The sequence below is a fragment of the Thiomicrorhabdus sp. 6S3-12 genome (genome assembly GCF_017571475.1).
In the GTDB taxonomy this organism is placed as follows: domain Bacteria; phylum Pseudomonadota; class Gammaproteobacteria; order Thiomicrospirales; family Thiomicrospiraceae; genus Thiomicrorhabdus.
On sequence record NZ_JAGETW010000007.1, the window covers coordinates 1 to 13,064 of the forward strand.

15 protein-coding genes are annotated in these 13,064 nt (G+C 49.4%); 8 read left to right on the plus strand and 7 right to left on the minus strand.

The window, feature by feature from the left end:
• The coding region (locus J3999_RS08810) for a hypothetical protein (RefSeq protein WP_208127537.1) at positions 1-402 on the plus strand (402 nt) is incomplete at its 5' end.
• Between the two features lie 81 nt (positions 403-483).
• Here J3999_RS08810 and J3999_RS08815 read toward each other — a convergent pair.
• A complete protein-coding gene (locus tag J3999_RS08815; protein ID WP_208127538.1) occupies positions 484-894 on the minus strand; it encodes a hypothetical protein in 411 nt (136 codons plus the stop codon).
• Between the two features lie 117 nt (positions 895-1,011).
• Between J3999_RS08815 and J3999_RS08820 the strand changes: the two genes are divergently transcribed.
• A complete protein-coding gene (locus J3999_RS08820; protein ID WP_208127539.1) occupies positions 1,012-1,530 on the plus strand; it encodes an adenine phosphoribosyltransferase in 519 nt (172 codons plus the stop codon).
• A gap of 82 nt (positions 1,531-1,612) precedes the next feature.
• Here J3999_RS08820 and argH read toward each other — a convergent pair whose 3' ends face one another.
• On the minus strand, positions 1,613-3,010 hold the full coding sequence (gene argH / locus J3999_RS08825; protein ID WP_208127540.1) for an argininosuccinate lyase: 1,398 nt from the start codon (positions 3,008-3,010) through the stop codon (positions 1,613-1,615).
• 58 nt (positions 3,011-3,068) lie between these two features.
• Entirely contained in the window at positions 3,069-3,617 is a 549-nt protein-coding gene (locus J3999_RS08830) for a thioredoxin fold domain-containing protein (RefSeq protein ID WP_208127541.1), read from the minus strand.
• Between the two features lie 229 nt (positions 3,618-3,846).
• On the opposite strand from J3999_RS08830, the gene hemC reads away from it, so the two are divergent.
• From hemC to J3999_RS08850, 4 genes are all read left to right on the plus strand, one after another.
• Positions 3,847-4,791: a hydroxymethylbilane synthase gene (hemC, locus tag J3999_RS08835; protein ID WP_208127542.1), complete on the plus strand. Its 945-nt coding sequence runs from the start codon at positions 3,847-3,849 to the stop codon at positions 4,789-4,791.
• Between the two features lie 5 nt (positions 4,792-4,796).
• Positions 4,797-5,591: a uroporphyrinogen-III synthase gene (locus tag J3999_RS08840; RefSeq protein WP_243755417.1), complete on the plus strand. Its 795-nt coding sequence runs from the start codon at positions 4,797-4,799 to the stop codon at positions 5,589-5,591.
• Positions 5,592-5,722: 131 nt separating this feature from the next.
• On the plus strand, positions 5,723-7,009 hold the full coding sequence (locus tag J3999_RS08845; protein WP_208127544.1) for a hypothetical protein: 1,287 nt from the start codon (positions 5,723-5,725) through the stop codon (positions 7,007-7,009).
• An 8-nt stretch (positions 7,010-7,017) separates the two neighbouring features.
• Positions 7,018-8,226: a heme biosynthesis HemY N-terminal domain-containing protein gene (locus tag J3999_RS08850; RefSeq protein ID WP_208127545.1), complete on the plus strand. Its 1,209-nt coding sequence runs from the start codon at positions 7,018-7,020 to the stop codon at positions 8,224-8,226.
• 34 nt (positions 8,227-8,260) lie between these two features.
• On the opposite strand, the gene J3999_RS08855 is transcribed toward J3999_RS08850, so the two are convergent.
• The 4 genes from J3999_RS08855 to xthA form a co-directional block, all read right to left on the minus strand.
• Positions 8,261-8,617 (minus strand): PilZ domain-containing protein, encoded by a 357-nt coding sequence (locus J3999_RS08855; protein ID WP_208127546.1) that lies wholly within the window; start codon positions 8,615-8,617, stop codon positions 8,261-8,263.
• A 129-nt stretch (positions 8,618-8,746) separates the two neighbouring features.
• On the minus strand, positions 8,747-9,784 hold the full coding sequence (locus J3999_RS08860; RefSeq protein WP_208127547.1) for a phospholipase A: 1,038 nt from the start codon (positions 9,782-9,784) through the stop codon (positions 8,747-8,749).
• Between the two features lie 59 nt (positions 9,785-9,843).
• Entirely contained in the window at positions 9,844-10,518 is a 675-nt protein-coding gene (locus J3999_RS08865; protein ID WP_208127548.1) for an NAD(P)H-flavin reductase, read from the minus strand.
• A 43-nt stretch (positions 10,519-10,561) separates the two neighbouring features.
• Entirely contained in the window at positions 10,562-11,383 is an 822-nt protein-coding gene (gene xthA, locus J3999_RS08870) for an exodeoxyribonuclease III (RefSeq protein ID WP_208127549.1), read from the minus strand.
• Between the two features lie 210 nt (positions 11,384-11,593).
• Here xthA and J3999_RS08875 point away from each other — a divergent pair, with 210 nt between their 5' ends.
• On the plus strand, positions 11,594-12,019 hold the full coding sequence (locus J3999_RS08875; protein WP_208127550.1) for a rhodanese-like domain-containing protein: 426 nt from the start codon (positions 11,594-11,596) through the stop codon (positions 12,017-12,019).
• 150 nt (positions 12,020-12,169) lie between these two features.
• Entirely contained in the window at positions 12,170-13,027 is an 858-nt protein-coding gene (gene purU / locus J3999_RS08880; protein WP_208127551.1) for a formyltetrahydrofolate deformylase, read from the plus strand.
• The last annotated feature ends 37 nt before the right edge of the window (positions 13,028-13,064 follow it).

Consider the following 13,064-nt stretch of genomic DNA (forward strand, 5'->3'; position numbering starts at 1 on the left):
GTTGGCGGTGTAACAGATGTTGTCGATCAGCTTTTGGGAACCGACACCACTTCAACGGACGACGGTCTGAACTTGGTTACCACCGATGTTCAGCAACTGTTGACCGGCGAAGACGATCTGATTTCTTCGGTTAATGATCTGCTTGGCGGTCATGCAGCTGACGATACTGCTGGTTCAGTCGATCAGCTGGTTGATGGTGTTACAGATGCAGTCGATCAGTTGCTTGGTACAGATACGGAGCAGGTTGATGATCTGTTGAACGAGGTTACCACTCTGGTCAGTGATCTATTGGGCGGAAATATTTCGCTTGATGCTGACGCAGGTGCGTCTACTTCCGGAGATGGCGGTTTATTAAGCCTGAATTTATTGAGCATTAATGACAATGATTTTAACAACGGCTAAGGTTTAGTCGTTTACAAAAGATCCCTTGTTGCCCGCTTTAGTTTACTGAAGCGGGTTTTTTTGTTTTCGAGTGTTACTTTTTTAGGCGTGGCGGATCTGGATCATTTGCGCAGCTTTGTATAGCCAGGCGCTGAAGAGAGGCATGCGGGTCTGTTGAGCGCTGATGACTTCGTTGAGCGAATATTCACTCAGTGGTTGGCCTAAGACTGCGCAGGCGCTTTTAACGAGGTAGTAGAGCTCTTCGGAAGAAAAGTTTTTCTGTATGTTGATATAGCTGAATTTCGCGATAATGGCGGCTTGCAGCGCCAAAGGCCATTCCTTTTCCTGGACCTTGAAGCTTTTTAACAGTTCGGTGTCGCTTTGGCGGCTTTCCCATAGCTCAAGCATCTCTGCCAAAGAGTAAGTGGTGAACAGATGGTCAACCAGATCTCTGGAGTTTGCCGGCAGGGCATTTCTTAAACTGAACTCGTAGTTTTCGTTGTATAGACTCATTTACGTTCTCTATCGATTCTCAGAATTGAGCAAAGCGAGTAGAATAAGGATAATTTCGAGCATATCAGGTTTCTGTTATCGCTTACAACTTAATTTATTTTTGTGAAAGAGTCTTTTATGTCACTGCATCCACTAGCTCAATATCTTGCCCAGGTTCCTGATTTTCCAAAGCCGGGAATTCTCTTCAGCGATATATCGCCTTTATTGAAAACGCACTTCAATGAAACCATTGATGCCATAAGTGACCTTTTTTCCGAAGAAGAGTGGGCGAAGATCGATTGCATTGCCGGTATTGAATCGCGAGGCTTTATTTTTGCTTCCGCTCTTGCCTACAAACATAACAAGGGATTTATCAAAGTTCGTAAACCGGGCAAGCTTCCGAACGTCCATGCTTCCGTAGAGTACGATCTGGAGTACGGTAAGGATAAATTGGAGATGCAGAAAGGCGACGGCAGTAATCTGATTCTACTGGATGATTTGATTGCGACAGGCGGCTCTATGGGCGCGGCGGCCGAACTATGCGAAAAGGTGGGTTATAAAGTTGTCGGATTGGCCTGTTTGATTGATTTAAAAGCGCTAAACAGTTTTGTTTATAAAGAGATGAAAGTACGTTCGGTTATGCAGTTTGACGATTAAACGATCGTAGTTTGTTTCCGTCCTTAGTAAAAACCCGGAGATTTTATTCTCCGGGTTTTGTTTTTTTACAGCAAAGACGGTTTTAAATCGTTTCCAGATAAGCTTTCGCGCGTCCGACTGCTTCCAGAACCTGTTTCGGTGCAGTCCCGCCAAAGTGATCGCGCGCGGCGACAGAGCCTTCCAGCGTCAGAACGTCATACACATCCTCACCGATTTTTTCGCAGAAGCCTTGCAGGGTCTCCAGGGACATTTCGGACAGATCCTGGCCGGTTTTTATCCCGTGAGCGACAGCAAGCCCAACGACTTCATGTGAGTCGCGGAACGCCAGTCCTTTGCCAACCAGATAATCTGCCAGATCGGTAGCGGTTGAGAAGCCGCGTTTCGCCGCTTCGTAGGTCATCTCTTTTTTAACGATCATTGCCGGGACCATATCGGCAAAAGCACGCAGACTGCCTTTCACTGTATCGACCGTATCGAACAAAGGTTCCTTGTCTTCCTGATTGTCTTTGTTATAAGCCAGAGGTTGAGATTTCATCAGTGTCAGCAGGCTGATCAAATGACCATAAACGCGACCGGTTTTTCCGCGAACCAGTTCCGGTACATCCGGGTTTTTCTTCTGAGGCATAATTGAAGAACCGGTACAGAAACGATCCGGAAGATCGATAAACTGGAATTGTGCCGAAGACCAAAGCACCAGTTCTTCCGAGAAGCGTGACATGTGCATCAGCAGTGTCGCGGCAAAATGGGTGAACTCAATGGCAAAATCACGATCGGAAACGCCGTCCAGCGAGTTTTCGCTGATACGTTCGAAGCCAAGCAGTTCCGCCGTATAATGGCGATCGATCGGGTAGGTTGTTCCGGCAAGTGCCGCTGAACCTAGAGGCATGGTGTTAACGCGTTTGCGGCAATCCTGAAGGCGTTCGATATCACGTTTAATCATTTCAAACCAAGCCAACATATGATGTCCGAAGGTGACCGGCTGGGCGGTTTGCAGATGGGTAAAGCCGGGCATAATGGTCTGAGCTTCCCGTTCCGCCAACGTAATCAATCCTTGCTGCAGACGCTTCAGTTCCGGCAGGATCTGATCGATTTCGTCACGCAGATAAAGGCGGATATCGGTTGCCACCTGATCGTTACGCGAGCGTCCGGTATGCAGTTTCTTACCGGTAATACCGATAATATCGGTCAAACGGGCTTCGATATTCATATGAATATCTTCCTGCTTGATCGACCAGTTGAAGTCACCGGCTTCGATCTCCTGCTGTACCTGACCCAGACCGTCGATAATATCTTGCAGTTCCTTGTCATTCAGGATTCCGACTTTATTGAGCATTCTGGCATGTGCCATTGAGCCCTGAATATCCTGCTTATACATGCGTTTATCGAACATGATTGAAGCGGTAAAAGCTTCAACAAAGGCGTCGGTGGATTCGCTGAAGCGTGCGCTGGAGAGTTTTTCTTGATTGTGTTGATTGCTCATAAATGTGCTCAAAGTTTTTAAAATGAAATTGATCGCTCTTTGCGGCGAGTGGATGCGGCTACCTTGAACCCTTCTGTTTTTCCAGAAGCTCCGGAGTCGCCGGTATGCGCTTGTCGAGCCCCATATTTTTATAGGCTTGATTAATCCGGCTATGGATCAGGCTGGCAAACAGCGTGATTTCCGAAATGCCGACAATGCGCTCCGCGACCTCCTTGCCTTTGCCATCGAAAAATACGATCGTCGGCGTCAGGTCGGCGTTCAGTTGATAGGCCCACTTGCTTTTAATAATCGGTTTGCCGTTCCAGTCGGGTATCGGGTCTTTTTCATCAATACCGACATGGCGCAGATAAACCACTTTTCCTTGATACATGCCGTTGAAAATCATCGGGTTCAGGACTTTTTCCTTTAGAACCTGACAGTATTCACACCATTCGGCGCTAAACAGCAGCAGAATCGGCAATTGTTGGGTTTGCGCCTGCTGCCCGAGAGTTTGCAGGTTCTGCAGTTCCGGCAGTCCGTCTGTCTGGGCAAAAACAGGCTTGCTGCCGAGGCTGAGCGCGAAGCCGGCAACAAATAACAGTAAGCGTTTGGAAACAATGGAAAACATAGCGTTTGTCTGCCTTATGGTTTTGTAAATGCCTAGCCCAAGCGTTTTTCAAGTCTGTGTAATTGTTGTACTATGTAACCCTTTATTTTAGCGAAAACGCTTAAGGGTTTTTCAGTAAAATGGCAAAACTTTAAGCGGTCTTTTTTAAAAAGATGGCACCTGCCGGAAGCCTTGCATAGCTGAGGTATCCGGCATAGATGATATTTTTACTGGTTAGATTGGAAGAGAAATGAGAGATACACTGCGGATCGCAACACGTAAAAGCCCACTGGCAATGTGGCAGGCCGAATTTGTTAAGGCGGAACTGGAAAAAGCGTACCCAGAACTGAAAGTCGAACTGCTTCCAATGACCACCAAGGGCGACAAGATCCTGAATGTGCCTCTGGCTAAAATCGGCGGCAAAGGGCTTTTCACCAAAGAGCTTGAAGATCGCATGATGGACGGCGATGCGGATATCGCCGTGCACTCGATGAAAGACGTTCCAATGGAATTACCGGAAGGATTTGCTTTGGGAGCGATTCTTGAACGACACAGCCCGACGGACGCCTTTGTTTCCAATAATTACGTCGCTTTCGAAGAACTGCCGCAAGGTGCGGTGCTCGGGACTTCCAGCCTGCGCCGTAAGGCGCAATTGATGGCAATCCGTCCGGATCTGGATGTTCGCGATCTGCGCGGTAACGTCGGAACGCGTCTTGGCAAACTGGATGCCGGTGAATACGATGCCATCGTTTTAGCGACGTCAGGACTGCAGCGTTTGGAACTGGACGAGCGTATCCGCCATGAAATCGTGCCGGAAGTCTGTTTGCCGGCGGTTACTCAGGGAACGCTGGGGATCGAGTATTTCGCCAAGGATAAAGATGTTAAAGAGATTATTTCGGTGCTTAACCATGAGCCGACTGAAATTCGAACCATTGCCGAACGTGCGATGAACCATCGTCTTGAAGGCGGCTGTCAGGTTCCGATCGGCGTTTTCGCCGAGCTGCTTGACGGCGATCGCATTCGAATTCGCGGTCTGGTGGCGAGTCTGGACGGTTCCACCGTTATTCAGAATCAGGTGGAAGGAGCGCAATCCGATGCACACGCTCTGGGTACTCAGTTGGGTGAGATGCTTCTGGACCAGGGGGCGAAAGAAATTCTGCAAGAGGTATATGCATCGGATCTGCATAAGGGTTGATCGTGATGCTCCGGCTTGCGGATCTGACGCTGTTGAATACCCGTCCGTCGCATCAGGCGACGGAACTTGAGAGTCTGCTGCAAGGGCATGAGGTCGCGGTGATCCCTTGTCCAACCATGGCGATCGAGTGGTTGCAGGACTTTTCCGTATCGGCGGATCTGGCGGATTACGATCTGGTGATATTTACCAGTGTCAATGCGATACAGGGATGGCGTCAAGCCGTCAGCAAGAGTCTCTCACAACAGGCTGACGCTCCGGCCAGAGTGCTGGCCATAGGTCGGGCAACCGCCGAGGCTGGGAAAAAACTGGGTTTGCCGATTCAGACTCTGTCCGAGGATCGCTTTGACAGCGAAAGTCTGCTGGCGCACCCAAGTATGCAACAGCTTCAGGGGCTCAAGGTTCTGCTTGTCAAAGGCGAAGGCGGTCGCGACCTTCTGCCGACTGCACTGGCCGCGCGTCAGGCGCAGGTATTCAGTCTACCCGTTTACCGTCGCACAGCACTTCCGTTCTGTCTGCAACAATGGTTGCGTTTCAAGGAAAGCCCCCATCCTGTATTATTGATCAGCAGTTATGAAAGTTTCCGCAATCTGGTGCAGGAAGCGGCTGTCGTGTCCCCGCAATATGGTGCTTTCGATAGCTCTGCATGGGATTTTCTGGAGCTGGCGGTGGTTTTCAGTCAAAGGATTGCCGACCATTTACGTCAAAACGGCTGGAAACGTCCGATTGAAGTTTTGCAGACACAGAGCAACCATGGTGTTCTGGACGCTTTACAGAGCTATATTGAAAAGTCGGCTTTGTGATACTTTTAGGTTGATAGCAACCTGAAAGTAAAGGCCGAACGGTCTTGACGAGATCTTTATGTGTTTCTCGGTCAAGCCCCTTGCGCACTCAACTTTTTCGCCCTACGGGCATGATCTGGAGCTTATAAGTTATGTCAGATACACAGAATAATAAATCCGACAGTGAAATTATCGAGGCGGAAGTCATTTCTGAATCCGACGCTGACCGGAATGCCGAGCGCAAAGAGAAGGGTACGGGTCAGTATCGCTCGACAAAACATGCTGCAAAACCAGCTGAAGGGCTGATCAGCCGAATTAAGCATGTCCTGTTGCATTTTGCGTTCGCCATCGCGGTGATTCTGGCGTTAATTTTCCTTTATAGCGAGCAGAGCTGGTTATCAAGCCGTTTTGCCACTGTAGACGGTGATTTACAGACTTTGGATCAGAAAATCAGACAGGCGCAGGCGATCGCGGCCGACGCTGAAAAAGCGCGCCAGGAGCAGCTGCAGAACATTGAAACGCTCAGTAAGCAGGTAGCACAGATCAAAGCTTCCCTTGAGGAGAATACCGCAGTTACTCCGGACAGTCTGGCTAAGCTGAAACAGCAACTGGAAACACAATTCGAGCAAAAACTTTCTTCGCTTCCTGTGCCAGAGGTTTCGTCCGATTCGGCGGATCAGCCGGCTGCGGTTGCAGAAAGTCGGGTCGAGGCGCTGGAACTTAAACTGGCGGCGTTGCAGAGCGCACAGGCTGCGCTCGAGGGTAAACAGGATCAACCGACGACCACAAATAAAAATGTTGAGCCACTGTCGCTTGACGAACTTAAGACTTGGGCGATCAAAATTAATACTCAATGGTTGTTGCAGGTTCCTCAGGAACAGGTCGAGCAGCAGTTATTGGCTTTCAAGCAAGCTTTGCAAGTGATGCCTGCGGCAACCGGCAACTCTTTGTCTTTGCTGCTGGAGCAGGATTTGACGCAGCTTAAAGAGCAGCAGATTGCAACACAGCAGCAGAAACCGTCGGTTGCTCCTCTACGGCGGTTGATTGAACAGATGTCTGCTCCGAAGACGGATTTTCAGGGAGAGTCCGAGCAATCGCCTGCCGAGCAAAGTGCCTGGGGCGCTTTATTGGAGAAGTTTTCAGGGTTGATCAAAATCCAGAAGCGGCAAAGCGAGCAGGTGAGCCATGTTGAGGCTTTGATGTTGCACGAAGTTATTCAGCAGCGCCTGTTGATAGAGATTGACCGTCTGGATTATGCATTGCAGATCGGTTCCGAGCCAATGCTTAAACGTTCTATAGAGCGTTTGCAGACGGTTGTTGCAGGACAAGCTCCGCAGATTGCCGACGAGTTCAAAGCGGCACTGGTGCCTTTCAAATCGTTGCGAGGGTGGCAGCGTCAGCCGTTGTTGATTACCCAAATCGCTGCTGTGAATCAATAGGAGGCGGTATGAAACTGGTTGTGACCTGGATTCTGGCGCTGTTACTGGCCTCTGCGGTAGCGACGCTCATGCTGTATGACAACGGTATCGTGTCCATGGCATGGGGCGAATGGATTATCGAAACCAGCCTGAGCTTTTTCGTTGCGGCAGTGGTGGTGTTTTTTATTTCCGCTTATGTCTTGATTCGTTTGCTTTTTATACTTTGGAATCTGCCTAAGTTCTGGCGAAATCACCGTCAGATCCGCCGTATCAGTAAAGCGCAGGACGCTATGACCGAAGGGATGATCGCGTTGGAGTACGGTGAGTGGCACAAGGCGGAAAAGGCTTTGATTCGGAGTGCCCGGCAGAGCGAAACGGGACTGGTGAATTATCTCAGTGCAGCGAAGATGGCCCAGAATCAGGGCGCCGAAAAGCGTCGCGACCGCTATCTGCAACAGGCGCGGGATGCTTATCCGGAAGAATATATGCTGATCGGTCTGGTTGAGGCGCGTCTGTTGCTTGAAAAGGCACCGTGGGAAGCACTCGCTCTGCTTCAGGCATTGCATGAGCAGGAACCGAAACACCAGACGGTATTGCAGGAATATGCGCAAGTGTTGATTCAATTGCATCAGTGGGGTGAGCTGGAATCCCTGATGCCGGAGATCAAGCGCAGCAAGGCTTATGTTCGGGAAGAACTCTGGTCTCTGCAACGCAAACTTTGGGCCGGAAAACTCAGTGTGACTAAAGACATCGACGAGTTGGATGCGCTGTGGCATGAGCTAAGCTCGAAAGAGCAATTGGAGCCGGAAATCTTGTCCGAGTATATCGAACAGCGAATCGGATTTTCCGAAGAAGTCGGATTGGAAAAACTGATCGAAAAGGCGCTTTCCAAACAGTGGGATAACCGTCTGGTCTATCAGTACGGGAGAATCTCGCTGGGGCCGGCATTCGATCGTCTTAAAAAAGCGGAAAAGTGGCTCAAGAGTCAGCCCGACAATGCGATTCTTTTATTAACTTTGGGGCGTTTGGCGTGCTGCGGTCAGATGTGGGCGATGGGAAAAAGTTATCTGAAACAGAGTCTTAAAATTGAACCGCAGCTCGAGACATTTCACGCCTTGGCTCGCTGTTATGAGGCGGAAGGACAGGAGTCGCAAGCGGCTTTGGTGTACAAGGAAGCGATCGAGCAGTTACAGGAAAAAAATCAGGTTCTGACCTATAAAGAAATTTCCGAAACTTGAGGTTATAAGACAGAAATGTGCCGTTATTAGGGGTTTAAGCTCGTCTTAAGCGTTTTGCTTTGTGCGAAGTGGAATCATGCACGACGCTTTCGAAAAATTCGCTGAATGCCTCCGGCGTCTTGTCCAGATGGCAGCCTACCCGGTCTATGCGCAAGCGGTTACAGCGGTTTTTGGCACTCAGTTTCAGTCTCAGCTGGCGCTCCCAATGAGGACTCCAGTCATCCACGACTAGCTCAACCTGATGGATTGCGCTCAGGGGCGGAACGTGACAGATAAAGGCTACGCCCGCAGCACTGATATCGACAATGGTTCCGTCAAGTTGTTTGCCGTCCAATATCAGCTTGCACGGTATGCAGACCGGATATCTTTGACAGTTCCTTCTTTCTCGCATGCAAAATAAAACATATTCATTAATATTAATGCTCTATTTTCAATGCTTTTTGTCTTTTGTAAAGTCGAATTCTGCCTTGATCTGTAGAAGCGCGTTACACCGAAGCCGGTATTTTTCATCGATAAGCGCTTAAATACGGTCTGCCAGAACAATGCCTATGCCCAGTTTTCTCGAGAAATACTGCATATCGATCAGGCTGTCGCCATAGCCGTTAAAGTATTGAACGTAGCCTTTTAAGCGACGATTGATCGGATAAGTGTATTCCAGTTGAACCGAGCCGTAACGATTGGCGTCATAGCGATTTCGCAAAGTCATCGCGAAAGTGTTCTTGTTCCACTTGTAGGCGGCTTCGAGCTCGTAATCGCCGAGATACTTCTGATAGTTGAAGCTGTTGTCGAATTCGTCTTTCTCATCAAAACGGCGCCAGGTTTTAAAGCTCAGGAAACTGTTTTTGTGTTGCAGGAAGCCCTGCAGAAAAATCCGGTTCCAGCCGCGCGACAAAATACTGGTCTGGCCGTTTGACTGGTGGTTGACGCCGAGCATCAGCTTATGCAGATTGAATTCGAACGGGAAATCGAAGTCGGCATCCCACTCGACCCAGACTTCCGGCTCATGATTGGTCTCGCGGAAGGGGATTGAATCCTGATCATCGAAAAACTGCCAGAAAGAACGGTTGGTATAGGCGGCATAAAAATCGAACGATTTGTCGAACAGTACAAGATCCTTATATAAAGGAAACTTGAAGCTGAGCTGAAACTGGACTTCTTCATCGTGGTAGGCCAGTGTTTTGCCGGCCTGTTCTTCAAACGGAGTTTCATTTACACCGTTGGCATAGTGAGACAGCAGGGCGTAGTTCAGCCTGTGCGGCGTTAGAACGAATGGGTTCTGTTCCGTGACCTCTTCGTTCAATTTTCGGCTGGAGAGCGGTTTGGGTTGATCAACCTGACGGCAACGGTTGCGGATGTCGCCCAGTGTGGTCGTATCGTCTTCGCTAAGCAGGGCTTTCTGCAGGCAGCTGGTATAGTCGAGATAAGACACACTGTCCTGAATCGGCTCTTGTGCATAGCTGTTAAGAGCGAGGCACAGCTGTCCCAGAGGTAACATGCGTGTTGCCCAGCCCCGGCTCTGAGCGGATCGGGGTTTCAGGTTGAGATTGAAAACTCGCATAGCACTATTTCTCGATTTATTTCCCGATTTTTGGATTCTGCAGCAGTTGTGCTCCGCGTTCAGGCGACAAAGTTATCAGGTGAGAGACCTGCTTCGATAAAGTCCGCTTTAGCGGTTTGCTGCATTGCCCATGGGCCGCAAAGATAAACTTGATATTTCTCGAGGTGAGGATGATCCTTGAGAACCTGCTGATGTACCAGGCCTGTAGCACCGTTCCAGTTCTCGACCTCGTCGGAAATGACCGGAATGTACTCGATGTTCGGGTGTTTCTGGCTCAGGTCGATCATCTGCTGATGCATATACAGGTCTTCCTTGCAGCGAGCACCCCAGTAGAAATCGATCGGCATGCCGGCCTGCTGTCTGATCAACTCTTCCAACAGCGCCTTCATCGGAGCAAACCCGGTGCCTCCGGCAACAAAGATCACCGGCTTATGATTGTCCGCCACCTGCATCTGTTCTTTCGGACCCTGCATTAAAAGCTGGTCACCGGTTTGCAGCGCGAAGAGACGTTGCATCCACTCGCCGTTGTCATGGTCACGGATATGGCATTCAATCAAACCGTCTTCACGCGGTGCAGCGGCGATGGAGAAAGGTTTGAGATCCGCTGAATCAAAGCCAAGCATAATGTACTGACCAGCATGATATTGAATCGGCTGCTGCGGCTTCAGAAGAAGGCTTACGATGGTTGGAGCCAGGGTTTCTTTATGAACCAAAGTAACGAGTTTGTCTGACATTTAAATTCTCTAGGATTATGGGTTTTAACAGCTTCGGGCGTAATTAAAATTTGAATTCAGTCCACACCGGAGCGTGATCGGACGGTTTTTCCATTCCGCGGATGTCGTAGCCTATATCACTGGAAACCGCTTTGGCATTCAAGGGTGCCGTGGCCAGAACCGTGTCAATCCGCAGGCCGCGTTTCGGTTCGCGGTCAAAGCCTTTGGAGCGATAGTCGAACCAGCTGAAACGGTCGCTGACTTCCGGGTGAAGGGTACGGAAGGTGTCGATTAGCCCCCAGTTGGTCAATTCGGCCCACATTTCACGCTCTTCCGGAAGGAAACTGGTTTTTCCGTCGCGTAGCCAGCGTTTGCGGTTCTGCTCTCCGATACCGATATCCAGATCGGTCGGCGAGATATTGAAGTCACCGATGACGGAGATATTCTGATCCGGGCGGCACTCCGAGTTCAAGTATGCCATCAGATCGGCATAGAATTTCTGTTTTGCCGGAAATTTTACCGGATGTTCACGATTTTCTCCCTGAGGGAAATAACCGTTGATGACGCGGACTTCGTTGCCGTCCGGCATAACGAAATCACCAATGATCATGCGTTTCTGGGCGTCTTCGCCATCGGTTTTCCAACCTTTCTGAAGCGCTTTTAATTCAATGCCTTTGCGGTACAGAAGGGCGACGCCGTAGTGGGTTTTCTGGCCCATAAATTCGGCGTTAAAGCCCATGGCTTCGATTTCTGCAAGCGGGAATTCATGATCCTGAACCTTCGTCTCTTGTAGACCGATAATATCCGGCGCAATTTCTTGGTTTAAGGCTTCGAGCTGGTGTAAACGCAGGCGTACACTATTGGTATTGAAAGAGACAATTTTCATAAATTTTCCAATGATTTAGCTGATTAATCAGGGTATAAAATTTAGTTCAAGATTATAACGGATAATTCCCGTTACTTTGGGGAAACTCGATTCAGTCCGCCTGTTGTGAGTAAAAATCCGTAAAAACCTGTCAGGCATTTATGTAATTTTCGGATAAATTGAGTATGATTAATGCACAATTGAATTCATGTATATCAAGAGGAAACCGTGATGAGTAAAGGGTTAATGGACTATGTTCAATCGGCAATGGCCAACATCAAAACCGCAGATGTGGCTGAAGCGAAAGAATTGATTGCCGCAGGTTATAAAGTATTGGATGTACGTGAGCCGGGTGAATACCTGACCTCCGCAATTCCGGGAGCGATCAATATTCCTCGCGGTGTTCTGGAACCGGCTGCCGACTTGAATTACCCAGGTGCCAATCCGGCTTTGCGCGATGCTCGCGACGCCGACTGGTTGATTGTTTGTAAATCCGGTGGTCGTGCGGCATTAGCCACTCAAACTCTGCAAGAGATGGGTTTCGGTAATGTCGTTAATATGATCGGTGGCATGGATGCCTGGACGGAATCCGGCGGCGATACAGAAATTCCGTCAGGGGAAAATTCGACGGTCATTCTTAAAGAGCCTTGCATCTAACCGCGCAGGAAGCTGCACCGTTCAAGCCCCTGCTTGCGTCTGCGCGTTCGGGGGCTTTTTGCTATGGGGGCCTTTGGGATGCAAAACGGTTGCTTTCTGATAAGATAAAAATTTGTCGTCATTTCATTTATTTAAGAGAGAATTAAAACTATGAGCCATGTCTATCGCCTGGTGATTTCTTGCCCCGACCAGATCGGGATTGTTGCTTCCGTTGCCCAGTATATCGCCGATCAGGGTGGGACTATCGTGGAGGCCAACCATCATACGGACGCCGCCAATAACTGGTTTTTTATGCGCCACGAGATTTTGGCATCGTCTCTGAAAAGTGGGTTGGAAGCTTTTGAAGAGGGCTTTAGACAAGTTGCCGAGCAATTTGAGATGGAATGGTTTATTTCCGATTCAAATCGTCCGAAAAAGATTGCCCTTTTTGCTTCTAAGGAATCGCACTGTCTGGCCGACCTGCTGCACCGCTGGCATGAAAAAGAACTGCCGGGCGAAGTGGTTTGCGTTATCGCCAATCACGATGATCTGCGTTCCATGGCCGAGTGGTATCAGGTGCCTTTCCATCACGTTGCGGTGACGCCGGATACTAAACCGAAGGCGTTTGCCGAAACCGAACGTCTGGTTGATGAATATGGCGCAGAAGTGATTGTGCTGGCTCGCTACATGCAGATCCTACCGCCTAAGATGTGTAAGGACTACACGGGGCAGGTGATTAACATTCACCACTCTTTCCTGCCTTCTTTTGTCGGTGCCAGACCTTATCATCAGGCAAGTGAGCGTGGCGTAAAACTGATTGGCGCAACCTGTCATTACGTAACCGAAGTGTTGGATGCTGGCCCGATTATCGAGCAGGACGTAATACGCATCAGTCATGCGCATAGTATCGACGATATGAAACGTCTGGGGCGTGATGTCGAGAAGACCGTTCTGGCTCGTGGTTTGCGTTACCACCTTGAAGACCGCGTTCTGATTCACGGCAATAAAACCGTGGTTTTCGATAACTGAGGAATTTTCCTTGGCTCAGGCGCGGCAAAGCGCCTGA

What these genes read in the sequence shown, in the direction of transcription:
- J3999_RS08820 (WP_208127539.1), top strand. Translation starts at nt 1,012, where the DNA reads ATGTCACTGCATCCACTAGCTCAATATCTTGCCCAGGTTCCTGATTTT.
- J3999_RS08855 (WP_208127546.1), bottom strand. Translation starts at nt 8,617, where the DNA reads ATGCGAGAAAGAAGGAACTGTCAAAGATATCCGGTCTGCATACCGTGC.
- J3999_RS08875 (WP_208127550.1), top strand. Translation starts at nt 11,594, where the DNA reads ATGAGTAAAGGGTTAATGGACTATGTTCAATCGGCAATGGCCAACATC.
- purU (WP_208127551.1), top strand. Translation starts at nt 12,170, where the DNA reads ATGAGCCATGTCTATCGCCTGGTGATTTCTTGCCCCGACCAGATCGGG.
- J3999_RS08815 (WP_208127538.1), bottom strand. Translation starts at nt 894, where the DNA reads ATGAGTCTATACAACGAAAACTACGAGTTCAGTTTAAGAAATGCCCTG.
- J3999_RS08840 (WP_243755417.1), top strand. Translation starts at nt 4,797, where the DNA reads ATGCTCCGGCTTGCGGATCTGACGCTGTTGAATACCCGTCCGTCGCAT.
- hemC (WP_208127542.1), top strand. Translation starts at nt 3,847, where the DNA reads ATGAGAGATACACTGCGGATCGCAACACGTAAAAGCCCACTGGCAATG.
- J3999_RS08860 (WP_208127547.1), bottom strand. Translation starts at nt 9,784, where the DNA reads ATGCGAGTTTTCAATCTCAACCTGAAACCCCGATCCGCTCAGAGCCGG.
- argH (WP_208127540.1), bottom strand. Translation starts at nt 3,010, where the DNA reads ATGAGCAATCAACACAATCAAGAAAAACTCTCCAGCGCACGCTTCAGC.
- J3999_RS08830 (WP_208127541.1), bottom strand. Translation starts at nt 3,617, where the DNA reads ATGTTTTCCATTGTTTCCAAACGCTTACTGTTATTTGTTGCCGGCTTC.
- J3999_RS08845 (WP_208127544.1), top strand. Translation starts at nt 5,723, where the DNA reads ATGTCAGATACACAGAATAATAAATCCGACAGTGAAATTATCGAGGCG.
- xthA (WP_208127549.1), bottom strand. Translation starts at nt 11,383, where the DNA reads ATGAAAATTGTCTCTTTCAATACCAATAGTGTACGCCTGCGTTTACAC.
- J3999_RS08865 (WP_208127548.1), bottom strand. Translation starts at nt 10,518, where the DNA reads ATGTCAGACAAACTCGTTACTTTGGTTCATAAAGAAACCCTGGCTCCA.
- J3999_RS08850 (WP_208127545.1), top strand. Translation starts at nt 7,018, where the DNA reads ATGAAACTGGTTGTGACCTGGATTCTGGCGCTGTTACTGGCCTCTGCG.